Source organism: Jeotgalicoccus sp. WY2, assembly GCF_018437745.1.
GTDB lineage: Bacteria > Bacillota > Bacilli > Staphylococcales > Salinicoccaceae > Jeotgalicoccus > Jeotgalicoccus psychrophilus.
The window spans coordinates 1,728,199-1,753,225 of sequence record NZ_CP049818.1; the positions used below are offsets into that span (position 1 = coordinate 1,728,199).

The 25,027-nt window shown below is 40.9% G+C and carries 15 protein-coding genes and 9 pseudogenes; 15 read left to right on the forward strand and 9 right to left on the reverse strand.

What is annotated here, in order from left to right:
- The first annotated feature begins 201 nt into the window (after positions 1-201).
- The 3 genes and pseudogenes from gcvPA (at position 202) to G4D76_RS10120 (ending at position 3,969) form a co-directional block, all read left to right on the forward strand.
- A pseudogene (gene gcvPA / locus G4D76_RS10110) lies at positions 202-1,553 on the forward strand (aminomethyl-transferring glycine dehydrogenase subunit GcvPA).
- A pseudogene (gene gcvPB / locus G4D76_RS10115) lies at positions 1,546-3,001 on the forward strand (aminomethyl-transferring glycine dehydrogenase subunit GcvPB). Before gcvPA ends, gcvPB begins: the two co-directional pseudogenes overlap by 8 nt.
- 194 nt (positions 3,002-3,195) lie before the next feature.
- On the forward strand, positions 3,196-3,969 hold the full coding sequence (locus tag G4D76_RS10120) for a SurA N-terminal domain-containing protein (RefSeq protein ID WP_026858833.1): 774 nt from the start codon (positions 3,196-3,198) through the stop codon (positions 3,967-3,969).
- A 44-nt stretch (positions 3,970-4,013) separates the two neighbouring features.
- Here the strand turns inward: G4D76_RS10120 and G4D76_RS10125 are convergent, their stop codons facing one another.
- The 3 genes from G4D76_RS10125 to G4D76_RS10135 form a co-directional block, all read right to left on the reverse strand.
- Complete coding sequence (locus G4D76_RS10125) at positions 4,014-4,433, reverse strand: hypothetical protein (protein ID WP_213809795.1); 420 nt, start codon at positions 4,431-4,433, stop codon at positions 4,014-4,016.
- Positions 4,434-4,666: 233 nt separating this feature from the next.
- Complete coding sequence (locus G4D76_RS10130; protein ID WP_169516113.1) at positions 4,667-4,822, reverse strand: hypothetical protein; 156 nt, start codon at positions 4,820-4,822, stop codon at positions 4,667-4,669.
- A gap of 147 nt (positions 4,823-4,969) precedes the next feature.
- Positions 4,970-5,785 (reverse strand): MerR family transcriptional regulator, encoded by an 816-nt coding sequence (locus G4D76_RS10135; protein ID WP_213809796.1) that lies wholly within the window; start codon positions 5,783-5,785, stop codon positions 4,970-4,972.
- Positions 5,786-5,901: 116 nt separating this feature from the next.
- Here G4D76_RS10135 and G4D76_RS10140 point away from each other — a divergent pair.
- From G4D76_RS10140 to G4D76_RS10165, 7 genes and pseudogenes are all read left to right on the forward strand, one after another.
- Positions 5,902-7,394 (forward strand): annotated as a pseudogene (locus tag G4D76_RS10140) (MDR family MFS transporter).
- Positions 7,395-7,857: 463 nt separating this feature from the next.
- Positions 7,858-8,829, forward strand: a pseudogene (locus G4D76_RS10145) (tRNA dihydrouridine synthase).
- A gap of 133 nt (positions 8,830-8,962) precedes the next feature.
- Positions 8,963-9,256, forward strand: coding sequence for a DMT family transporter (locus G4D76_RS15230; protein ID WP_256440467.1), 294 nt, complete (start codon positions 8,963-8,965; stop codon positions 9,254-9,256).
- Between the two features lie 19 nt (positions 9,257-9,275).
- Positions 9,276-9,857 (forward strand): DMT family transporter, encoded by a 582-nt coding sequence (locus G4D76_RS15235; protein ID WP_256440468.1) that lies wholly within the window; start codon positions 9,276-9,278, stop codon positions 9,855-9,857.
- 306 nt (positions 9,858-10,163) lie between these two features.
- Positions 10,164-12,272, forward strand: a pseudogene (locus G4D76_RS10155) (AAA family ATPase).
- Positions 12,273-12,387: 115 nt separating this feature from the next.
- Positions 12,388-12,825 carry a DUF2243 domain-containing protein gene (locus G4D76_RS10160; protein WP_371814472.1) on the forward strand — a complete coding sequence of 146 codons (438 nt, stop codon included), beginning with the start codon at positions 12,388-12,390 and terminating at the stop codon, positions 12,823-12,825.
- Between the two features lie 198 nt (positions 12,826-13,023).
- A pseudogene (locus G4D76_RS10165) lies at positions 13,024-13,609 on the forward strand (cytochrome c oxidase assembly protein).
- 42 nt (positions 13,610-13,651) lie between these two features.
- Here G4D76_RS10165 and ybaK read toward each other — a convergent pair.
- The gene (gene ybaK, locus G4D76_RS10170; protein ID WP_213809798.1) at positions 13,652-14,137 is read right to left on the reverse strand and encodes a Cys-tRNA(Pro) deacylase; all 486 of its coding nucleotides are present in this window, start codon (positions 14,135-14,137) and stop codon (positions 13,652-13,654) included.
- A gap of 100 nt (positions 14,138-14,237) precedes the next feature.
- Here ybaK and G4D76_RS10175 point away from each other — a divergent pair, with 100 nt between their 5' ends.
- The 5 genes and pseudogenes from G4D76_RS10175 (at position 14,238) to G4D76_RS10195 (ending at position 19,638) form a co-directional block, all read left to right on the forward strand.
- On the forward strand, positions 14,238-14,876 hold the full coding sequence (locus tag G4D76_RS10175) for an NAD(P)-dependent oxidoreductase (RefSeq protein ID WP_026858823.1): 639 nt from the start codon (positions 14,238-14,240) through the stop codon (positions 14,874-14,876).
- Positions 14,877-14,941: 65 nt separating this feature from the next.
- Positions 14,942-16,387, forward strand: a pseudogene (aldA, locus tag G4D76_RS10180) (aldehyde dehydrogenase).
- Between the two features lie 106 nt (positions 16,388-16,493).
- Complete coding sequence (locus G4D76_RS10185; RefSeq protein ID WP_213809799.1) at positions 16,494-16,922, forward strand: hypothetical protein; 429 nt, start codon at positions 16,494-16,496, stop codon at positions 16,920-16,922.
- A gap of 652 nt (positions 16,923-17,574) precedes the next feature.
- Complete coding sequence (locus tag G4D76_RS10190; protein WP_213809800.1) at positions 17,575-18,324, forward strand: DeoR/GlpR family DNA-binding transcription regulator; 750 nt, start codon at positions 17,575-17,577, stop codon at positions 18,322-18,324.
- A gap of 333 nt (positions 18,325-18,657) precedes the next feature.
- Complete coding sequence (locus tag G4D76_RS10195; protein ID WP_213809801.1) at positions 18,658-19,638, forward strand: CHAP domain-containing protein; 981 nt, start codon at positions 18,658-18,660, stop codon at positions 19,636-19,638.
- Positions 19,639-19,808: 170 nt separating this feature from the next.
- Here G4D76_RS10195 and G4D76_RS10200 read toward each other — a convergent pair.
- The 5 genes and pseudogenes from G4D76_RS10200 to G4D76_RS10220 form a co-directional block, all read right to left on the reverse strand.
- Positions 19,809-21,245: pseudogene (locus tag G4D76_RS10200) on the reverse strand (carbon starvation protein A).
- Between the two features lie 220 nt (positions 21,246-21,465).
- Positions 21,466-22,774, reverse strand: a pseudogene (locus tag G4D76_RS10205) (LLM class flavin-dependent oxidoreductase).
- The gene (locus G4D76_RS10210; protein WP_213809802.1) at positions 22,771-22,947 is read right to left on the reverse strand and encodes a hypothetical protein; all 177 of its coding nucleotides are present in this window, start codon (positions 22,945-22,947) and stop codon (positions 22,771-22,773) included. Before G4D76_RS10210 ends, G4D76_RS10205 begins: the two are co-directional and overlap by 4 nt.
- Positions 22,944-23,771 carry an MsnO8 family LLM class oxidoreductase gene (locus G4D76_RS10215; protein ID WP_213809803.1) on the reverse strand — a complete coding sequence of 276 codons (828 nt, stop codon included), beginning with the start codon at positions 23,769-23,771 and terminating at the stop codon, positions 22,944-22,946. The genes G4D76_RS10210 and G4D76_RS10215 overlap by 4 nt, the downstream gene beginning before the upstream one ends.
- Positions 23,772-24,041: 270 nt before the next feature.
- Complete coding sequence (locus G4D76_RS10220; protein ID WP_213809804.1) at positions 24,042-25,025, reverse strand: oxygen-dependent tRNA uridine(34) hydroxylase TrhO; 984 nt, start codon at positions 25,023-25,025, stop codon at positions 24,042-24,044.
- Between the last annotated feature and the right edge of the window lie 2 nt (positions 25,026-25,027).

Below are 25,027 nucleotides of genomic sequence, written 5' to 3' on the forward strand. Positions count from 1 at the left end.
GTTGTATGGAAAAATAATCAGAAAATCTGAAAACAGCAATAATGATTTTTGGAAGCGCTGTATATATTCAGTGTTTTCCATATAAGCTCTGCTGCTAAATTGATTATTTATTTAATTCGATATGGTAGTATAGAGTGTGGAAATAAAATAATAATAGCAAATTATTATATTATAAATGTGAAGAACAGGGAGGAAATTGTAATGGATTTTCGTTATTTACCAGCTACTGAAGCTGATAAAACACAGATGTTAGAAAAGATCGGTGCAAAATCCACAGACGAGCTTTTTTCAGATATTCCTGAAAAAGTTAGACTGGACAGAAAATTAAATCTGAAAGAACCAACTAGTGAGTACGAGCTTAAAAAAGAAATGGTTGCACTGGCTGCTAAAAACGCCAACCTGCAGGATTACAGTTCATTTTTAGGTGCTGGGGTATACGATCACTTTATCCCGTCAGTAGTTGACCACGTTATTTCAAGACAAGAATTTTATACTTCTTACACGCCTTACCAGCCGGAAATGACACAGGGTGAACTTCAAGCTATGTTTGAGTTCCAGACTATGGTTTCTGAAATTACCGGTATGCCTATCGTAAACTCTTCATTATATGACGGCGGAACTGCTGTTGTAGAAGCAATGTACTTAAGCAACGTTCAAACTAAGAAGAAAAAAACTTAGTATCTGAAGCATTGCACCCTGAGTACCGTCAATTAGTTAAAACTGCATCAAAAGGTAAAGGCCTTGAGATTGTTGAAATTGGCTTAACTGACGGGAAAACTGACTTAGCACAACTTGAAAAAGAAATTGATGAAGATACAGCTTCAGTTATCGTTCAATACCCTAACTTCTTAGGTCAGATTGAACCACTTGATAAAATAAATGAATTAATTAAAGCACAGCCTAAAGCAATGATGGTTGTTTCAAGTAATCCGTTAGCATTAGGATACTTAACTCCGCCTTCAGAATTCGGCGCTGATATTGTTGTTGGTGATACACAAGTATTCGGTATTCCTGCACAGCTTGGCGGACCGCACTGTGGTTATTTCGCTACAACTGATAAGTTAATGCGTAAAGTACCTGGACGTTTCGTTGGTGAAACAGTTGACGAAGACGGCCAGCGCGGATACGTTCTTGCACTTCAAACGAGAGAACAGCACATCAGACGTGAAAAAGCGACATCAAACATTACATCTAACCAGGCATTAAACGCAGTAGCTAGTTCAGCTGCAATGAGTGCACTTGGCAAGAACGGTGTTAAAGATATGTCTAAACTGAATATGCAAAAAGCAAGATATACTCAGAAACAGCTTGAAGAAGCTGGTTTACCAGCAGCATTCAAAGGATCATTCTTCAACGAATTCGTAGTTAAGCTTTCACAACCTGTTAAAGAGGTTAACGAGAAGTTATTCGATAAAGGGATTGTCGGTGGATTTGACCTTGGCATCATTTACCCTGAGTTCGAAAACCACATGCTGATTGCAACGACAGAAATCCGTTCGAAAGAAGAAATCGATGCATTTGTTAAAGAATTGGGGGATATCAACAATGGCTAATGAAAACTTTCCATTAATTTTTGAACGCAGTAAAGAAGGCAGAGTAGGTTACAACCTCCCTGCACTTGATGTACCAGAAGTTAATTTAGAAGAAGAAATTGGTTCTGATTTCGTTCGTAAAGTAGATGCAAATCTTCCGGAAGTTGATGAACTGGAATTAATGCGTCACTACACTGGCTTATCGAACCGTAACTTCGGTATCCACACAGGATTCTATCCTTTAGGATCATGTACGATGAAATACAACCCTGTAATTAACGAAGATGTTGTTAGATTACCGGGATTCAGCCACATTCATCCGTATCAGGATACTAGGACTATCCAGGGTGCTTTAGAGTTAATGTACGATCTTCAAGTACACCTTGAAGAAATTACAGGAATGGACGAAATCACTTTACAGCCGGCTGCCGGTTCACAGGGTGAATGGACTGCACTTATGGTATTTAAAGCTTTCCACGAAGCTAACGGAGAGTCACACCGTAATGAAGTTATCGTTCCTGACTCAGCACACGGTACGAAACCCGGCGTCGCCAGCAATTGCAGATTCAAAATCGTTGAGGAAATCGAATGATAAAGGTTAGTTGACGTTGAAGACCTTAAGAAAGTCGTTAGCGAAAACACGGAGCGCTTATGCGACAACCCGAACACATTAGGTTATGAAACACAAATTCTTGAATGTCAGAGATCATCCATGAAGCGGGCGGTAAAATGTACTATGACGTGCAAACCTTAACGCTATTATGGGTTACGCACGTCCTGGAGACATGGGCTTTGATGCAGTTCACCTTAACTTACACAAAACATTCACTGGCCCGCACGGCGGTGGCGGACCTGGTTCAGGCCCAATCGGTGTAACTGATGAGCTTGCTCCATACCTTCCAAAACCAGTTGTCCGTGAAGAAAACGGTGTATACGAGTTAGATTACGACCGTCCACAGTCAATCGGTATGGTTAAAAACTTCTACGGTAACTTTGGAATTAACGTCCGTGCCTACACGTACATCCGTACATTAGGTGCTGAAGGACTTAAGAAAGCAAGTGAGCTTGCTGTACTTAATGCGAACTACATTATGCGCAGCCTGCAGGAGAAATACGAACTTCCGTTCACACAGCACTGTAAACACGAATTCGTTATCTCTGGTAATAAACAGAAAGCACAGGGAGTTAGAACATCAGATATCGCTAAGCGCCTGATGGACTTTGATATCCACCCGCCAACTGTTTACTTCCCGCTAATCGTAGACGAAGCACTTATGATCGAGCCAACTGAGACAGAGTCTAAAGAAACTCTTGATCACTTTATCGATACAATGCTTCAAATTGCTGATGAAGCAGAAAACAACCCTGACATTATTCACTCAGCGCCACACAAAACACCGGTTAAACGTTTAGACGAAACTAGAGCTTCACGTAAACCTGTTTTCCGCTGGAATAAAGAAGAAAAATAAAACTTTTAAAGACCCTGTATCAGGTACATTACTGTATTTGGTACAGGGTTTTATTTATAGTGAGCCGATTCACAATGTCACGAATTAATCATATATCGTGAAAATAATTTTCTTGTGAGCCGCTTTTTACATGCCTCAGAAATGAATGTGCGATAGAATGACGGACAAGTAAGTAATCAAAGGAGAATTCCAAAATGAAAAAATGGTTATCGAGTTTAACAATAATTGGTTCATTGCTGTTGCTCACAGCATGCAATGGCGATGAAGAAGCAGCAGAAGATACTGGTAGTGCCGAGGAAGCAGAAGCACCTCAATCAAAAGGTGAAGAAGGCGCAGCGGCAGAACAGCCGGAAATGCCTGAACCTGATTTAGAAGGTGTACCTGATGTTGTTGCTGAAGTAAATGATACTAAAATTGAAAAAGCGGAATTTGAAGAAGCGTATAATATGCAATTCCAGCAAATGGCGATGATGTCTCAGATGTCCGGTGAAGAAGTGAACCAGGACGATCTTAAAAAACAAGTCGCAGACGGACTGGTATCACAGGAGTTATTAATTCAGGAAGCGGATAACCGTGAGCTTGAAGTAACTGAAGAAGATACTAATGGTGTTCTTGACAGCTTAGTGGAACAAAATGGCATGGAATCACAGGAGGATCTGTTCGCAGCTTTTGAAGAACAGGGAATGCCTAAAGATGAAGTAATGACACAGGTAGATATGCAGGTCAAAGTGGATAAACTGATCGCAGAAGAAGCTGGCGACATTGAACCGTCGAAAGAAGAAATGCAGGAAATTTACGATGCCCAGGTCGCTCAAATGGAACAAATGGAAACTGAAGAAGAGCCGCCATCATTTGAAGAACTTGAACCGCAGCTTAAAGAACAAGTAGTAATGCAAAAAGAAGGCGAAGCAGCACAAGCATTAGTTGCAGACCTTAAAGAAAGTGCAGATGTGACAATGCATCTGTAATAATGAGTAAAGACTTATGGAATAAAAATTCCATAAGTCTTTTTTTATATCCATAATTTAATTAAAAACCCTACTGCAAAACCGAATATCGCGTGACTGAATGTCCAGTAAAACCATGAAGAAAAGCTGTCGGAAGCGGGCGGTTTATCCGTGAGCAGACTGAGGAAATAAAGTGCGGCGCTACCGGCAGTATAAACGAGAACATACGGCCAGATGTTCAATTCCCAGCTAAAAGGAATAAGCATGTAGAATAAAACAACCGCACTGACGATACAGGTTGTGTAATGAAAAATAATTCCTGTAATCCACTTATCGCTCCATCTTTTTATAACCGGCATATAATCCATATTATATAAAAGGATTTCAGCTTTGTTTCCTGTAGTAATCCGGATGATTTTCCCTACTGCTGCAAGTATCGCTCCGGCAACGAATCCAATTATTATTAACTTTAATAAAGTTATCATCGAAACACTCCGTGTTATTATTTATCTTTTATATACCCAATTAATGTATATTTTTTTGAGTATTACAATTTAGAGTGAAAATATTTGATGATGTTTGAATTAAAGTTTTCCGGAAGAATTAAACTTCAGTAAAATTATTAAATATTGGCCGCTTCTTTATAAAGAAGTCACTGAAACGATGATGAAAAACTACTTGAAAAAAGTGTTTGCCGTTTTTTGGCAGACACTTTTATTTATCTGACGATGACGTAGTAAATAACATAGAGCCAGCTGAAGATTCCGTGGATAATTGCCCAGAGGATGGACTGATGGAGACTCCATGAAATAGTGACAGCAAGAACTGTGCCGAAACCGACACCGGTTTTAACGACTGAAGTGGATTTGCTCATATTATCGCTCCTTTATTGTGGTTATCGATTATTTTGCTTTGAATATATACTATTGTGAGCTGAATAGCAAAAAAATACTGGTTTGCTCCGCAATGAGACGCTGTCATCCCCGAGTAAAGCTGCTTGCTCCGCAATGAAGTGGACAATCTAACCCCGAGTTACCGGTATCGTAATCTTCGTCACGTATTTATCGCTGTCATTTACAGATATGCGGTCGAGTATAGGTTCTGCATATAAGTAATCAACAGGGATAAGATGGTTTTCTTCTATAAAATCAAAGATTGCGTCAAATGTTACCGCAACGTTTTCGTACTCTCCGGTATGATAGCCGGTAATCCGCATCGTTTTATCTTTTTTTACCAGCGGGAGTGCATCAGTGTAATCTGTTTTCGCAAACAGGTGTTCAAAGTTTTCAAAGTCGCCGTTTGCGATATCTTCTATGTTCATCATTACACCGATAGAGTATTTTTCATGAAGTTCACGCATACATATCTTATAAAAATCGGATATGGCCGCTTTATTTTCGTCCTCACTGTTATTTAAGAGCGGTGAACTTAAATAAAAGTATTCCTCTTGTGCTTCAGTCAGCACGATTTTACTGAAATCGGTCTTCTTCGCTTCTTCAGTAATTAATATTTTCTTTTCTATCGTATTCTGAATGCTTGCAAGGTTATTAATCTTTTCGGAGATCTGCCGAGACTTTTCTTTAAACAATTTAATCATCGTATCAGGTGTTGTTACGCTGATAAATTCTTTGATTTCACGAAGCGGCATTTCCATTTCTTTTAATGATTCAATGACATACATCGTGTCGAATTGTGTATACGAGTAATAGCGGTATCCTTTATTATCTTTATGTGCAGGACGAAGAAGTCCGATGTTATCGTAATGAAACAGTGTCTGCTTTGTCACTTCGCACATTTTTGCGAAATCACCTGTCGTAAAATATATTTCCGATTTCATAATGCTCACCTCTTGACTGTATGGTTACCATATACCTTATATTATACTAGGTCATCATTTTGATGTGTATTGAGAACTCTCACTTCTCAAGATGAAGAAAATATAAGAGGTGCAGAATGACAACAGAAAAAAATATAAAGTACGAATTTTTATCGGAGGATCCAAATGCTAAAACGCTGCCGATTATGGTCGCGTTAATTATCGGTGCATTCTTCGCTATTTTAAATGAAACATTGCTCAATATCGCTTTAACGACACTGATGGCAGAGTTCGATATTACTCTCTCTACAGTTCAATGGGTAGCGACAGGCTTTATGCTTGTAATGGCTATCGTTATTCCTGTGTCACCGCTCTTAATGGGATGGTTTACGACCAGACAGCTGTTCATCGGTACGATGGTTACATTCTTTATCGGTACAGTCGTCGCGGCACTTGCGCCGACGTTTGGTGTACTGCTCCTCGGACGTATGATTCAGGCAATCGGTACAGGTTTAATTATGCCGATTATGTTTAATGTATTCTATTAATATATCCGCCTCATAAACGAGGAAAAATTATGGGGATTGTCGGTCTTGTAATTATGTTTGCACCGGCCATCGGTCCGACGCTTTCAGGTATTATTGTAGAATACTTCGGCTGGAGATTCTTATTTATCTTCGTTATGCCGTTTACGATTTTTTCAATTTTATTTGCCTTGAAGTATCTGGTCAACATAACTGAAATGACCAAACCGAAAATCGACTGGATTTCTATCGTATTTTCAACGATTGGTTTAGGTTCAACAATTTACGGGTTCAGTCACGCTGGTGAAAGTGCGAATGGATTTATGACACCTTCAGTATTCATTCCCATTATTATCGGTGTGATTGCAATTTCACTATTTGTTTTCCGCCAGCTTAAACTCGATGAACCGCTAATGGATTTACGCGTATTTAAATTCCCAATGTTCTCGCATGCCGTAGTATTGTTCGTTATTATTATTATGGTGATGTTTGCATCAGAACTTATTCTGCCGGTATTTATGCAGGGGCCGATGGGACTTACTGCAGCGGCGGCTGGTCTTTTACTGCTGCCGGGAAGCTTGTTAAATGGAATAATGAGTCCGTTTATGGGTGCTTTATTCGATAAAGTCGGCCCGAAAGTGATGATGATTCCAGCAACGATTATTCTTGCTGTAACGATGTTTATGTTCAGTAACCTGACTGCTGAAACGCCTGAGTGGGTCATTATTGTCGGCTTTATGCTGATTATGCTCAGTGTGTCTGCAACGATGATGCCGGCTGAGACGAACGGTTTAAACCAGCTGCCGAAACATTTATATACACACGGTACCGCAGTGGTATCAACGCTTCAGCCATTGGCAGGAGCAATCGGTGTATCGGTGTTTCTCGGACTGCTTAACTCACGTCAGCAGAGCTATTTAGAAGGTGCTGCAAATCCTGAGTCGCCAGCGGCTGTGTCAGCGGCAATGGTATCGGGTGTGGAGTTTGTTTACTTCATTATCTTTATTATTGCGTTGATTGCGGCGGCAGTAATGTCGTTCTTCGTTTATCGTGCGAAACCGCTCGAAGATCTGGTGACTGCACCGGTTAAAAAATACAAGAATTAGTGAATAATTTATGAAATCACTTCATTTTCGAAATGAAGTGATTTTTTTACGTGTATAATGTATATGTGGTGATTTACAAAGGAGCGGGAGTTATGAATAAGTGGTTTATGGGATTCTTAATCGTTGTAATCGCTGGATTGCTAATATTCACAATTGTGATAGCAATAGGCGGAGTATAATACTTTTAAAAATATATAAGAAAAGCAAAACGAAGAACAGTCTGGCGTAATCCCGAACGTCGTTAAAATCATTATGAAAAATAACGATGTATTTAAGTTCAGCGTAAAGCGGGAAGGCTGGATCACCGCCATATAAAATGCAAAACGAGTGATATGCACCTGCAGATGATTAGTCTCTGCAGGCTTTTTAATGGTCATAATACTTTGTGTAAAATGACTTTTTGTGGTAATATCATCATGGATAAAAATTCGAGATACTAATAGATAAGAAGGTTTAAATATATATGAAAGAAAACTTTTGGCGTGAATTACCGCGTCCATTTTTGTTTTAGCTCCGATGGAAGATGTTACAGATGTTGTGTTCCGTCACGTTGTCAGTGAAGCAGGAACACCCGACGTATTTTTCACTGAATTTACGAATACAGAAAGCTATTGCCACCCGGAAGGCGTACACAGTGTACGCGGACGCTTAACGTTTACAGAAGATGAACAGCCGATTGTCGCTCATATATGGGGAGACAAACCTGAACATTTCCGCGAAATGAGTATCGGCATGGCTGAAATGGCTTTAAAGGTATTGATTTAAATATGGGCTGTCCGGTTCCGAACGTTGCTGCAAAAGGTAAAGGTGCAGGTTTAATCCAGCGTCCTGAAACAGCTGCTGAAATTATTCAAGCGGCAAAAGCCGGCGGCATTCCAGTGAGTGTTAAAACGCGTCTCGGCTACTCTGAAATTGAAGAGTGGAGAGACTGGCTGACTCACGTGTTTAAACAGGATATTGCCAACCTGTCGATTCATCTCCGCACGCGCAGAGAAATGAGTAAGGTTGACGCACACTGGGATTTAATCGGAGAAATTAAAAAGCTCCGCGATGAAATCGCACCGGATACACTTCTAACATTAACGGCGATATTCCGGATAGAAAAACAGGACTCGAACTGGCAGAGAAGTACGGTATCGACGGTGTCATGATCGGACGGGGGATTTTCACTAACCCGTTTGCATTTGAAAAAGACCCGAGAGAACATACGAGTGAAGAACTGCTTGGCTTATTAAGACTGCACCTCGATTTATTCGATAAATATTCAAAAGAAGAATCGCGTCTGTTTAAACCGCTGCGCAGATTCTTTAAGATTTATGTCAGAGGTATCAAAGGCGCAGGTGAGTTAAGACACCAGCTGATGAGCACAAATACGACAGATGAGGTCCGGGGACTGCTTGATGAATTTGAAGCACAGATGGAACCGGCAGAATAATAAGAAGCTCTTTTGATAAAATATCAAAAGAGCTTTTTGCATTGATAAGTGATACGATAATATTTAAACAGACAGAGGAAGTGAGCACGATGTTACTGCATTACTAGGTGCTGCAATTGGAACGGGAATGTCGATGCAGTCTGCTATTAATTCAGGGTTGCGGAGTTATGTACGTTCCCCGTTCATTGCATCGATGATTTCATTTGTCATCGGTACCGTATTTTTAAGTATTATCGTGCTGGTCAACGGTTTGCCGCTTGCACCTAAGCTGACAGTGTTTACTGAACAGCCGGCATGGATATGGCTCGGCGGCGTGTGCGGTGTTATTGCACTCACAACGATATTTATCTTTCCTAAAATAGGCAGCGTAGAAACTGCGATTATGCCGATTATCGGGATGATTATTTACAGGCATGGTCATCGATAACTTTGGCTGGTTTAATTCGATGGTACAGCCTTTTAGCATAAGCAGATTTCTTGGTGTCGTCTTAATTTTTGCTGGTGTCTTTCTTGCAGTTGTGCTGCAGGATGTCATGAAACATCGCCACCATAGGCTGGAATCTCTGAATAATGATATCAATAAATGGCCGTGGCGAGCTGCAGGATTTACCGGCGGTGCACTGCTTTCTATACAGGCAGCGATTAACGGTGAACTTGGCAGTGCGGTGAACTCGCCGTTTACAGCTGCATTTATTTCGTTCTTTATCGGTGCGGCAACGTTAATTATCATCGTTGTAATAAGAGATAAAACATTCAGACCGGTGAAATACCCTATTACAGAAAAGGCGCCGCTCTGGGTTTGGTTCGGCGGAATATTCGGCGGATTTTATGTTTTAATCAACATATTTCTCGTGGGTGAAATCGGTACAGGACCGACGATCGTACTGGTGTTATTCGGACAAATTACAGGGAGCATTTTAGTGCAGCAGTTCGGTTTATTCCGTTCAGCAAAACATACTATTGTACCCGTACAGTTTATCGGTCTAATAATTATGCTCACAGGTGTCGTGCTGATTAATTTATTTTAAGTGAATTTATAAATAGAGATAAATCCGTATCGACGGCGGATTCACAAATACGAAATAATAATTACGACTGGCTTTTCCACTTAGGAAGAGCCGGTTTTTCTATTTAAAAACCAAGCTAAAACACTTGAAAGTCAAAGAAGGTCAATGTATAATAAATACATAAGGTCAAAGATAGTCAGGTGAGAAAAATAATTGTAAGCATCATATTTGAAAATATCTTTTGAGGCCTTTATACTGTATTTATAGTCAAATATAGTCAAAGTCAAATAGACTGTGAATAGAATATACTAATAGGAGGAAACACATATGAAATGTCAAAATTGCGGAATTAACGAATCGAATGTAAACCTAGCAATGAATTTTAACAATCAAAAAATGCAGGTTCATTTATGTGACAGCTGTTTCCAGGAAATCCAAGGTCAAATGATAAATTCAAATGACTTCTTTAAAGGATCATCTTTCGAAAACAATAAATATTTCAACGGACAAGAGAATAAAAATACAGGCACAAAAACTAAAGAACGCGAAAAAAACAAGCGTGACGGGCTTTTAGATCAGCTCGGCAACAATATTTCAGACGAAGCGAGAGCGGGTAATATTGACCCGGTTATCGGACGCGACAAAGAAGTTAAGGGGTTGTTGAAACGCTGAACAGACGTAACAAAAACAACCCGGTCTTAATCGGTGAACCTGGTGTCGGTAAAACAGCAATCGCTGAAGGATTAGCAAAAATAGTGGAAGGCAATGTGCCAACTAAGCTGATGGATAAAGAAATTTACGTGCTTGATGTGGCATCATTAGTAGCGAACACTTCAATGCGCGGTCAGTTTGAAGAGCGTATGAAACAGCTGATTGCCGAACTTAAAGAACGTGAGGATGTTATCTTTATCGATGAGATTCACCAGATTGTTGGTGCAGGTTCTGCGGAAAGTTCACAGATGGACGCCGGCAACATTCTTAAACCCGCACTTGCACGCGGCGAGCTGCAGATTATCGGTGCGACAACATTGAAAGAATATCGCCAAATTGAAAAAGACGCTGCACTGGAACGCCGTCTGCAACCGATTATGGTTAAAGAACCGACACTGGCAGAGTCTGTATTAATTCTTAACGGAATTAAAGACCGCTATGAAAAATTCCATGAAGTCAGCTATTCAGACGAAGTTGTTGAAGCGTTTGTGAATTTATCCGACAGATAATTCAGGACCGTTTCTTACCGGATAAGGCAATCGATTTAATGGATGAAGTCGGTTCAAGATTAAACCTTGCTAATGCTGAGAATGATACAGAATCAATCAAGCAGAAGTTAGAAAAGATAGCTGAAGAAAAAGACGCAGCGGCAGAGCAGGAAGACTATGAAACTGCAGCACGTCTTAAGTATCAGGAACTGCAGCTTGAGAAACAGCTGGAAGCTGCAGCAGATGACAAGCAGGTAATGGATGTCGATATATCTGATATTCAGCTGATTGTTGAAGAGAAAACAGGTATTCCTGTAACGAAACTGCAGTCTGAAGAACAGACGCAAATGAGAGAGCTCGGTACTAACCTGAATGCTAAAGTTATCGGACAGAATGAAGCTGTCGACAAGGTAGCGAAAGCTGTCAGAAGAAGCCGTGCCGGACTTAAATCTAAATACCGTCCAATCGGGTCATTTATGTCGTCGGACCGACGGTGTTGGTAAAACAGAATTAACAAAGCACTTGCTGCAGAGTTATTCGGTTCAAGAGATTCAATGATCAGACTCGACATGAGCGAGTACATGGAGAAACATGCCGTATCTAAAATTATCGGTTCACCTCCAGGTTACGTCGGTCACGAAGAAGCTGGACAGCTGACAGAAAAAGTACGCCATAATCCTTATTCAATTATTCTTTAGATGAAATTGAAAAGCGCACCCTGACGTGCAGAATATGTTCCTGCAAATTATGGAAGACGGGCAATTAACGGATTCACACGGCAGAACAGTCAGCTTTAAAGAAACAGTTGTCATTATGACAAGCAATGCCGGTACAGGTGATAACAATACGAGCGTCGGCTTTAATGCAGACCAGCATGAATCGGTTACGACACTTGAAAACTTAAGTGATTATTTCAAACCGGAATTCTTAATAGATTCGACGCGATTATTAACTTTAATCAGCTGTCGGAAGAACACTTAATGGAAATTGTTGATTTAATGTTCGATGAATTACAGGCTGCGTTAAAAGAAAATGAAATCAGTATCTCGATTACTGAAGGCGCTAAGAAAAAACTTGTCAGCCTTGGTTATGACAAACGCTTCGGTGCAAGACCGCTGCGCAGAGTCATCCAGGATAAAATTGAAGATCAGCTGACAGATTTAATTTTAGAAGAAGAAATCTAAAAAATGTTAAAGCACACATTAAAGACGGAGAAATTGTCGTCGTAAAAGCTTAGTAAATATTAAAACCTTAAATCCATCATGGATTTAAGGTTTTTTATTTTTCCAGATTAATACATACAGCTTCAGGGTACTTTAATATGTAAATATACATGCGAAAGAGGAATGTCTATGGGTCGGAAAAACATATGGTCGGGTATTCTTTTCGGTATTGGTTTAATGGCACTTGTCGATGAAATTATTTTCCATCAGCTGCTCCAATGGCATCATTTCTATGATCGTGCAACGACGTTTATCGGTATTTTATCTGATGGACTGCTCAATGCATTTGCCTTGTTTGCCCTCGTAATTGGATTATTTATGTTTGCTGATTTACAGCGTAAACGGGCAGTCTATAAACTTAAATGGGCTGGCGGAATATTTACCGGTTTAGGAGGATTCCAGCTGTTTGACGGTATTATCAACCACAAACTGCTGCAGATTCATCAGGTGCGTTACGATGTTAATCTACTGCCCTATGATCTGGCATGGAATATTTCAGGCGCCGTTCTTTTAATTACCGGCATCGTGCTGCTCCTCAGGTCGAAACATAAAAAGGCAGGTCATTAAGTATGCATCACATGAATATGACACACTTTTTCATACTTGAAATCACCGTCTTGTTTATCGCAATTTCCGCTTTAATACTCTATCCCGCAGCGATGTACTATTCCAATAAAAAACATAGAGCATGGAAAAAAGGGCGGTATTTTTTTTGCAATTGGGGTAATCATTGCCGCTTCTGCACTGACAGGACCGCTGGCCCGTCTGTCTCATACAGACTTTACTGTCCATATGTTTTTGCACCTGCTGCTCGGCATGCTTGGACCGCTCCTTATACTTCACGGCAAACCGATGACGCTTATAATGCGGACGCTGAAAGTTTCTCAGGCGAGAAAATTGAGTACATTTTTGAATATGAAATATGTAAAATTTATAAGCAATCCAATCGTCGCCTCAATACTTAATATCGGCGGTTTGTTTCTGATTTACAAAACCGGCCTGTTTGAATTAATGCACACATCTGTATTGCTGTTTGCACTTATTCATCTGCACGTTTTCCTTGCAGGTTATCTCTTTACCATGTCGATTATTTATATCGATATTGTAACGCACCGCTATTCTTTTTTATCGCGCAGCAGTACTTATCGCGGCACTCGGTTTCCATAAAATATTATCGAAACTGATATATGCATCACCGCCGGCAGGCATACCTCGTCAGGATGGTGAGCGCGGTGCCATGCTGATGTATTACGGCGGTGATATTGTAGACTTGGCACTGATTATTCTACTGTGCCTGGAATGGTACAAACGAGCCGAGAGAAGCCGTGTCCAGACAGTGAAACTGTCTTAGAAGATAAAGAGCTCTGACCTGTAAATGGATCAGAGCTTTTTATTATTCTGTAATATCAGCGAATTCTCCTTCAGTGACTTCAACTAATTCCTCGGGAGCAAGCTCCATCTGCATACCGCGTCTGCCTGCAGAAACAACGATTGTTTCCATCGTTTCGGCTTCGGCTGCGATGTACGTTGGAAATAGTTTCTTCATCCCGACAGGCGAACAGCCGCCGCGGATATATCCCGTTGTTTTCTCCAAATCTTTCATATGAAGCATATCGACTTTCTTGTTGCCGCTCGCTTTCGCGAACTTTTTTAAATCGAGTTCATTTGAAGCGGGAATACAGGCAACGATAATACTCGTCTTATTACCGACGGCAACTAATGTTTTATATATTTTTTCAAACGGCATATCGACTTTCTCTGCAGCAGTTTTAGCGTCTGTACGTTCTTCGTTCCATGCGTATTCATGGACATCGTAGTTTATCTTGTGATTCTCAAGCGTACGCATCGCATTAGTCTTTTGGATTTTCTTTTTCTTCATATATCTGCTCTCCTGATCATTAAATAAGTATAGTTTCAAAAAGTAAGTGCAGGGTATACATAATAGTAGTTAAAATCATAACATAACTGGAGGATTTTTAATGAATATAGGAATCGTAGGTGCGACGGGTAAAGCCGGCAGTTTAATATTAGACGAAGCGTTGAACAGAGGACATAAAGTAACTGCGATTGTCAGAAATGCTTCTAAATTAACCAATGATGATGTGAGTGTAATAGAGAAAGATGTGCATGATATAACGAGAGAAGATTTCAAAGGACTGGAGGTTGTAGTAAACGCCTTTGGTGCTCCGCTTGGTGAGAAAGATGCACACGTTGAAGCAGGACGTGCATTAATCAATACACTGGCAGGAACTGGAACCCGTTTGATTGTGGTTGGCGGCGCCGGCAGTTTATATATAGATGACAGCAGAACGATGACAGTCATTGATACGCCTAACTTCCCGGACATGTTTAAACCAACTGCGGGGGGACAGAGTGAAAACCTGGAAGAGCTTGAACAAACAACTAATTTAAAATGGACATTTATAAGCCCGTCTGCAGAATTTGACGCAGAAGGAAAACGTACTGGAACATATGAAACAGGTACAGACGTGCTGCTTGTGAATAGTAAAGAAGAGAGCTATATCAGCTATGCCGACTTTGCGATTGCAGTTATCGACGAAGCTGAAAATAGTAAACACGTTAACGAACGATTTACAGTCGTTGCTGAAAAAGGATAAACGACCGTTTTTAATGTGTTGCTCTTAATTAAGATAATAAGTAATAAAATTCAGGAGGAGATTTTTTGATTCAGCATCAGTTATATATTGACGGAGCCTATACGGACTCGACAGGTAAAGATTGGATTGACGTAATTAATCCAGCGACTGAAGCAGTAATTTCACGAACTCCGAAAGCGACGAATGCAGATGTGGATAAGGCGGTGCAGGCAGCTCAGAAAGCGCAGAAAGCGTGGGAGCTGACACCGAATAGAACGCGGGAAAATCGTCCGCAGACTTGGAGACAGAATCGCAGACAGACGCGAGAAGTTTATCGATTTACTGCAGGAAGAGCAGGGGAAAGATTACGATCTTGCGAGCGGTGAAGTCGACCTGGCTATCGATTATTTCCATTACATGTCGGAATGGGCGAGACGCATCGAAGGCGATATCGTTCCGAGTGATCGTCCTAATGAGAATATTTTAATGTATAAAAAACCGATCGGTGTTGTCGCTGGTATTAACCCGTGGAACTTCCCGATGTTTATTTTAGCGAGAAAAGTAGCGACTGCACTCGTCACAGGCAGCACAATCGTGCTTAAGCCGAGCCAGCACACGCCGAATACGGCGATGGAATTTACGAAGATTGTCGATGAAATGGACGATATTCCGGCTGGTGTATATAATGTCGTGACCGGTGCGGGTTCCGAAATCGGTAATGCTCTAGCTAAACATAAAAATGTCGACATGATTACGATGACCGGCAGTATTACAGCAGGAACGAAAGTAATGGAAGCGGCGGCGCAGAATATCACCAAGGTAAATCTGGAACTCGGCGGGAAAGCACCGGCGATTGTGTCGCAGTCAGCAGATATTGATCTTACAGTGAATGCGCTTGTGACATCGAGACTTGCAAATAACGGACAGGCGTGTACGAATGCCGAGCGTGTTTATGTGCATTCAAGCGTAGCAGACGAGCTGATTGATAAACTGGCAGCAGCCTTTAAAGAGAAGAAACTCGGTGATCCCCGTGAAGATAAGGATGTTGAAGTTGGACCATTAATTAACGAAGACCGTTTGAATACAGTTGCAGAGATGGTCGACGAAGCAGTGACTGACGGTGCGAAAGTGGTCACGGGCGGTAAAAAAGCTGAGACGGATAAAGGTTTCTTCTATGAACCGACCATTTTAACTAACGTGACACATGACTCGAAAATTATGCGGGATGAAATATTCGGCCCTGTTCTGCCAATTACAACATTTGAAACAATTGATGAAGCAATCGAGATGGCAAACGATACGATTTACGGGCTGTCATCGTCACTTTATTCCAATGATATGAACGAAACGATGAAAGTCATCAATGAGATGAAGTTCGGTGAAACGTATGTGAACCGGGAAAACTTTGAAGCAGTACAAGGTTACCATGCAGGCATGAGACAATCGGGACTTGGAGGCACCGACGGCAACACGGCGTTGAAGACTTCCTTGTTACACAAGTTGTGTACATGCAGTATAAAATGAATAATTGAATAACAGAGATGCCATTATTTTGTAGAAATGATGGCATCTTTTTCACGTTTTAGATGGTTATTCTAGTATAATATTAAGGAAAGAAGATTTATAAGGAGCTTCACTATGTTTTTAAAATCAGAAGAAGACGACAGACGTCCGGACAGAAAGAAATTCCACTTCGATCCGACAAAAGTGCTGATGGGTATGGCAGTCGGATTTATTACCCCGGAAATAGCAGGGTTTTTATCGGAAAATGTAATTGAAAATAATACGCTTGAAAACATCGCCGGCGTATCGAGCATCGGGCTCGCGATTATATTCGGGATTATTATGCTGTTTGTTACATTTAGAGTTGAAATGGTATATGACGATGACGAAGCTGGTGCAGACACTGAAGAAAAACTGCGCGGTAAGCAGAACGAAGTAACCGATTTGCTGAGTGCGTACCACGAAGCGAAAGAAGCCGGTGACGCTGCAGGTATGAAAGTTCTAGCAGAGAGACTAAAAGAGCACGGCGTCGTTCTAAAGAAATCTGTGGTAAACGGAAAGTAAAATCCGGATTGGCGGATTTTACTTTTTTTGTTTTGATGGAGCATGATGGGGCGGCTCGTCGGACTGGAAAGTAGTTATGGGTCTGATGAAACCCGTTCATCGGACTGGCCGAAAATTGTTCTGAGAATTTAGAAGTTCAATGAGTTAATTCCATAGGAATCCCAGCGGTTTAGAAGCTCTATGAGTTAATTTCATAGGAATCCCAGCGGTTTAGAAGCTCTATGAGTTAATTTCATAGGAATCCCAGCGGTTTAGAAGCTCTATGAGTTAATTTCATAGGAATCCCAGCGGTTTAGAAGCTCTATGAGTTAATTTCATAGGAATCCCAGCGGTTTAGAAGCTCTATGAGTTAATTTCATAGGAATCCCAACGGTTTAGAAGCTCTATGAGTTAATTTCATAGGAATCCCAACGGTTTAGAAGTTCAATGAGTTATTTCATAGGAATCCCAGCGGTTTAGAAGTTCGATGAGTTACTTCCATAGTAATCCCAGTGATTTAGAAATTCTATGAACTGATTTCATAGATCTCGCAACCACTGGCCGGAGTCTTAAAGTTAAAAAGTAACAAAAATAAATTAATAATGTTAATAAATAATATAATAATCTTTAAAGTGTGAAAAATAAACAATATAATGAATCTCAAGGTGATCAAATGAAGAGTAAAAGACAGCAATATATTATAAACCGTGTAGCTGAGGACAGCAATGTAACGATTGAGCTTCTTGCTTCTGAGCTGAACGTTTCTGAAATGACAGTACGTCGTGATTTAAAAGAACTAGAATCAAAAGAACAAATTATCAGAACGTCTAATTCGATTTTGTTAAAGGATTCGTTCTTAAATGAAGTGCCGTTCGTGAAGAAACAGCTCGTTAATATAGAAGAGAAACGATTGATTGCGAAAAAAGCAATGCAGTTTATCAAGCCGGATGAAACAATTTTGCTTGATGCCGGAACAACTACTCTTGAAATATGCAAACTGTTAAAGAATGAAGATTTTACTGTACGTATCATAACAAATGATATTAAAGCGGCAGCTGAGTTAATAGATAGTCACCATGAAGTAATTATTCTGGGAGGCACTGTTCAGCAGAACATCGGCTCAATGTATGGCGCACAGACGATTGATGTACTAAACAATATTAGAGTAAACGTATCATTTGTCGGGACACAGGCTATGACGCTTGATGATGGAATTTTTGCACCGACAATCGAAAAAGCCAAAGTGAAACGTTTAATGATGAAGTGCGGTCAGGCGGCATATCTCGTAGTGGATTCAAGCAAGATGAAGCACACTTCATTTGCGAAAATCAGTGATTTCAGTGATTTTAATGCAATCATTACAGATGATTTAATCGACAAGAATGAACTTGAGAAATTGGCATCACATACAACGATAATATAATTTGGATAAAACCTATCTAACAATGGTTTTAATCGATTTAGTGTTCTACTAATAACATTACATTTATATTACAAATGTTTTGATAACTTTGAATTTAAAATATACGATAAAACACCCGTAAACCTTTGATATCAAGGGTTACGGGTGTTTTACATGAAATTTACAATTATGAATCCGTTTACTTTATATAAGTCTAATCTCATTAATTTTTCTATTAGGTTACAAGTCAATTACAAACGCCAAATCCGTTGACTCATATGCTATAGTAAGACTCGTGGAAATGACTCGGACAGAGTTCAACTAACATATTCCCAAACTATGGAGGATTTAAACATGAAAAAAACAATTATCTCTGCAGCATCGCTTACAGCTTTATCAGCAGTAGCTGCAGTAAATATATCAGCATCAGAAATTACAGTAGAAGCAGGCGACACTCTTTGGAGCGTTTCTGAAGGTGCATCACAAACAGTTAACGAGATTAAGTCATTAAACAACTTAACTTCAGATCTTATTTTCCCTGGCGACGTTCTTAAAGTAGACTCAGAATCACCAAGTCCAGCACCTGCTGAAGAAGTAGAAGATGTTTCAACTACATATACTATTGAAGCAGGCGATACTTTATTCGCTATTTCTAATCAATTCGATGTAACAATTGACGAAATTAAAGCGTGGAACAACTTATCTTCAGACCTTATCATCGCTGGTAAAACTATTGTAGTTGCTGAATCAGCAGCTCCTGCAGCAGTAACAGTTGAAGAAGCAGCACCTGCAGCAGAAACTGCAGCACCAGCTGTTGAAGAAACAGAAGTTCAAGAAGTTGAAGCTGCAGAAGCTCCAGCACCTGCAGTACAAGAAGTTCAAGCGGCAGAAGTTGCTCCGGTTGATGAAGTAGCACCTGCAGTGCAAGAAGTTGAACAGCCGCAGGCAGCAACTCCAGTAGCGGCAACACCGGTAACTAGTGCAAGTAACGGCGCTAACTATTACGACTGGGGCACATGTGCATGGTATGTATTTGAACAACGTTCTCAGCGCGGTTTAGGCGTAGGCGGCAACTGGGGCAACGCTTCAAACTGGGCAAATGGTGCTCAATCAGCAGGTTACTCAGTAAGCAATTCACCTTCAGTAGGTGCAATTATGCAAGCTCCAGCATACACTAATGGTGCATATGGACTTGGCCACGTTGCGATTGTCGAAAGCGTAAACGCTGACGGATCAATCCTTGTTTCTGAAATGCAATTTGGCGGCGGACTTGGTGACGTGAACTCGAGAACAATCAGTGCTTCTCAAGTATCTAGTCACAACTTCATTCACTAATATTAAATAAATATAACTAGCGGGAAGAGAATCTTTTTGGATTCTCTTCCCGCTTTTTTTATCTGAAAATAAGCTGAGTTGTCGATTCATTAATAATAACTGAAAAGGTATGACAGTATTCCATAAAAAAGACCAGTATGAGTTTGTCTCATACCGGTTCTCTTTAATAATTAATGTTCATACGCCGGATCGTTAGCTTCCGCAGTACGCTGTTTCAGAATAGCTCTGACATACAGATAACCTGTAACAGCGACCGGAATCAATCCGCCGATGATTGAAATATTGTAATCCAAATTCAATGTCTCCGGTGCGTAGAGGAAGTACGTTCCGACGACTCCCGTCATGAATAATGCAGGAATTCCGGCAATATAATGGAATTTACCTTCTTTTAATAGATAAACAGTAGCAACCCACAACATTGTCGCTGCAACGGTCTGGTTAGTGAAACCTAGATAACGCCATAAGAACATATAATCAATCGTTGACAGCAGGAATGCCGGAATACCGACGCAAAGTGTCATCCAGAACATCTTCGGAGCTTTCTTGCTCTTTCTTATGCCTGCTACTGCTTCAGTAAGCATCATGCGGGAAGAACGAAGTGCTGTATCTCCAGTCGTGATTGGTAAAATAATCGCACCAAGGAACGCTAATATCGCACCGGCAGAACCGAGCATTTCAATTGAAATTGTATCGATTACACCAGCAGGTCCGCCTGCAGCAAGCGCGTCAGCCAGTCCGCCTGTTCCATGGAAGAAAGTCATACCAGCTGTTGCCCAGATTAATGCAATAACGCCTTCTGCAATCATTGCACCAAAAAGACTCTGCGTCCGTCTGATTCTTTCTTAACTGTACGAGCTATAATAGGACTTTGAGTTGAATGGAATCCGCTGATTGCACCGCATGAAATGGTAACCATTATAAGCGGCCATACAGGAAGTCCTGCAGGATGCTGGTTTTCAAATGTCAGGTTTGGAATCGGCGTGTCTGAAAAAATTAAACCGAATAACACTGCTACTGCCATAATAATCAGTACCGCACCGAAAAACGGATAAATCCGTCCGATGATTTTATCAATCGGTAATATAGCAGCGATAACAAAGTATGTGAAAATAATAATTAAAGCAACAAAGAATGGAATCGCACCGCCAGATTTCAATTCAATTAATTCTGCGGGACCGGCAGTAAAGGCAGCAGTCACAAGAATCATCAGAGCCAGTGAAACGATATAAATGAAAACTTTAACACCTTTGCCAAGATATCTTTCTACAAGAGCCGGGAATTGTGAACCATTATGTCTCAAACTGAGCATGCCTGCAAAGTAATCGTGCACGGCACCGGCAAAAATACAGCCGACAACGATCCAGATTAAAGCTGGAGGACCGTAAACAGCACCGGCTACAGCACCAAATACAGGACCAAGACCTGCAATATTTAACAGCTGAATCAGCCATCCTTTAAATGGATGCATTGGCATATAATCAACACCATCATTTGTTTTATATGCCGGTGTTGGGTTTTTTCATCAATAACAAAAATACGTTCTACAATCTTTCCGTAAACAAATAACCTGTCACCAGTAAAAATAAAGAAATTAATAACGTTAACATAGCGGCCCTCCTAAAAAGTGGGATAAGTGAATTAGTTGCTAAGTGTAGCAAGGAGTTACAGTTGAGTCAATAAATTTTCTGATAATTTAAATTAAAAAGAATATTAAAGCGTTTACATTGTGAAATGAGGAAAAAACTGGACGTGAATATAGGAAGATAAAGGAATTCAGACATAAAAAAACAGCTGATTCCTAAAAGGTCAGCTGCTGATTTTTGTATTCTATTTTGTGTAGCGGTTTTCTTTAAACGGCAAACCAAGTTCGTCGCGTAAAGTTTTACCTTCATAAGAAGTCATAATAGCCTTTATCGACTAAAATCGGAATCACTTTGTCGATGAAGTCATGGAAGAAATCACCAAGTACGTGTGGTGTTAGAACAAATCCGTCGGCACCGTCGTTATCAATCCATTCAATAACCTGCTCAGCGACTTCTTCGTACGTGCCCATAAATGGACTTTCACGTGTGGTTTCTTCCATCGCAACCTGCCGCAGCGTTAAGTTGTTATCTTTCGCGCGTTTTTTAATTTCATCAGTTGTCGACTGGAAGCTGTTCTTCCCTATATCACCAAGTTCAGGGAACTGTGCATCGACATCGTATTGACTGAAGTCGTGGTGATCAAAGTAACGGCCGAGGTACGCGAGTGCTTCTTCTATAGTAACCAGGTTCTTAATATATTCGTAGCGTTCCCGGACCTCATCATGGTTTTTCCCGACAATCGGCTGCAGCGTTGGGAATACTTTAATTTCGTCAGGGTTCCGTCCGTTATCAGCTGCCTGCTGACGCAAATCTGCATAGGATTTCTGAGCTTTCTCTAAAGTGCTGGCATTTGTAAATACCGCGTCAGCGTTACGTGCTGCGAATGCTGAACCTTTCGGCGAAGCACCTGCCTGGAAAATAATCGGCTGTCCCTGAGGGGAACGTTCAATATTAAGAGGACCCTGAATTTTGAAGAAATCACCTTCGTAATTCAGCTCATGCATTTTTTCTTTATCGAAATACTGTCCGCTTTCCTTATTGCGCACAAATGCGTCATCTTCCCATGAATCCCAGAGTCCCTGAACGACTGCCAGATGTTCATCTGCAATATCGTAGCGGAGACTGTGTTCCGGGTGTTTATCCTTGCTGAAGTTTTTGGCACTGCCTTCTAAAGGAGAAGTCACCACGTTCCAGCCGGCACGTCCGCCGCTCATTATATCAACTGAAGCAAGCTGGCGTGCAATGGTAAACGGCTCACTGTACGATGTTGAGACTGTCGCAACGAGACCAATATGAGATGTAATTGGGGCAAGTGCACCGAGGAGTGTCAATGGTTCAAAACGGCTTAAGAAGTGCGGAATCGATTTATCATTGATAAAAAGACCGTCAGCAACGAAAATAAATGAAAATCCTGCATCTTCAGCTTTTAAAGTGATGTTTTTATAATGGTCGAAATTAACGCTGGCGTCACTTGGTACATCAGCACTTCTCCACGCATTCATATGGCCGCCCGGCCCGTGTAGCATTACTCCGAATTGTACTTTCTTACTCATAATATCCCAGCCTTTTCTTTGTGTATGGTGTGAATCGGTGCGAGTATTTTAACCGTCTGATTTCGAACCTCAGCATCTGTTGACGGTATGTGAAACATGAATTCATCGATTAGATTTAATTTGCTGAGTTCGTCTAATTTCGATAAAATTTCTTCTTTATTACCAATAATCATATCCAGCTGCTTTTCTCTACTTCAATTTTTTCTTCGGTATTTCTAATATAATCATTAACCTGATTTTCAGTAGTGACACGCAATGTTTTGCCGTCTTTAAATTTAAGAGAGTAAACTTGATTCTCTTCTGCTGCAGCTTTCTTTTCCTCTTCAGTTTCGGCTGCGAGCACCGACAGGGCAGCAATGAACTTGCCGTCCGGATAAGACTTTTTGTAAACTGCTGAAACTTCTTTCAGCAGTGTTTCATCATTTTTTATAAAATGAGCGAAGATGAAATTCACTTTATTTTCAGCAGCAAATTGCGCGGATGATGAACTTCCGCCGAGCAGGAACAAATCAGGCTTCGAAGATTCAGTGTCTGCAGATATTTTAAGCGTTCTATTATTCTCGTGCGTACCTTCTACATATGATTTCAGACTCAGGAATCTGTCATTGAAAGAATCGATATTGGTACGGAGTTCATGCTGCAGGGCAGCTGTTGAAAGCGGTGTGCCGCCAGGAGCTTTACCAACACCAAGATCCACGCGATTAGGTGCAAGATGGCTGATCAGCTGGAACTGTTCGGCAACGTGAAATGGATTGTGATGCGACAGCATGACACCGCCGGCACCGATATTTATATTTTTCGTATGATTAATAAGGTGAGCCACTAATACCTCAGGTGCCGTACCGATAAGATTTTCCATATTGTGATGCTCCGACACGAAGTAACGCTTGTAACCGAGAGTATCTGCAAGCTGCGCAAGTTCTACCGTATGGCCGAGAGATTCTACAACAGAATGGCCGTCAAGAATGGGACTTTGATTTAAAATATTAAACTCCATGAAATTCTCCTTTCAATGCATATGCTTCCTGAATATGTAATATCGTATTTTCCTACTTAATAACTATGAATTAAAATTAATGATATCACTTATTTAGAATAATTCAATAATTTACTGATAATTTAAGATAGAAAACTTACTATTCTACTAGGAATTGAAGATTGGCGGGGATTGAAGAGGCGTTTTGCGGGCAAAGGAGTGGTGTTCATCGACCTGCAAGCGCAAAAAAACCAGCCCGGAATTCTCGGACTGGCTTTAAATATAAATATATTAGCCTTTATGGCTTAGCACAGGTTCTGAATCAGCAAAATCTGTCTGTTTTAATTCTTCAATGCGGTCTTTAACGAATTCGCTCGTCATGTTGTGCTCAACAATATACCTGTTGCGTGAGTGTTCTGCACATTCGATGGAACATCCGCCGAGGTGGTAGTGCTGGTTTTCTTCGGATGCTAAAACCTGCGCATTACATTCAGGGTTCGCACAGTTGATGTAGCGTTCGCAAGGCTCGCCGTCAAAGTGATCGCGCCCGACGACGACGTGTTCAACCTGGTTAATCGGCACTGTCAGTCTTTCATCAAAGACATACATCTGGCCGTCCCACAGCTGACCTTTAGCGACAGGGTCTTTGGAGTACGTTGCAACGCCGCCGTGCAGCTGTGCTACATTATCAAAGCCTTCGTTTTTCAGCCATCCTGAGAATTTCTCACAGCGGATTCCGCCAGTGCAGTATGTGAGTATCTTTTTACCTTCAAATAAGTGTTTGTTGTCGCGTACCCATTGGGGTGTGTCTCTGAACGTTTCAACGTCAGGTTTAATCGCACCGCGGAAATGGCCGACATCGTATTCGTAAATGTTGCGGACATCGAGAACAACAGTATCTTCCTGCTGCATCTGTTCATAGAATTCTGCAGGCGATAAATATTCACCTGTCTGTTCACGAGGATCTATATCAGCATCCAGGCTTAAGTTAACAAGCTCAGGACGCGGACGAACGAACATTTTTCTAAATGTATGTTCTTCTGCTTCATCAATTTTAAAGACGATATCTTTAAATAGAGGATGTGCTTTCATGTATTCCATATAGCGCTCAGTCTGCTCGTAATCACCTGAAACCGTCCCGTTAATACCTTCACCGGCAACGAGAATGCGGCCTCTCAGACCTAGGTCCTTACAGAATCTTAAATGTTCTGCGGCAAATGTTTCCGGATCTTCTACATCCGCATAGTAATAGTAAAGTAAAACTCGATATTTCATTA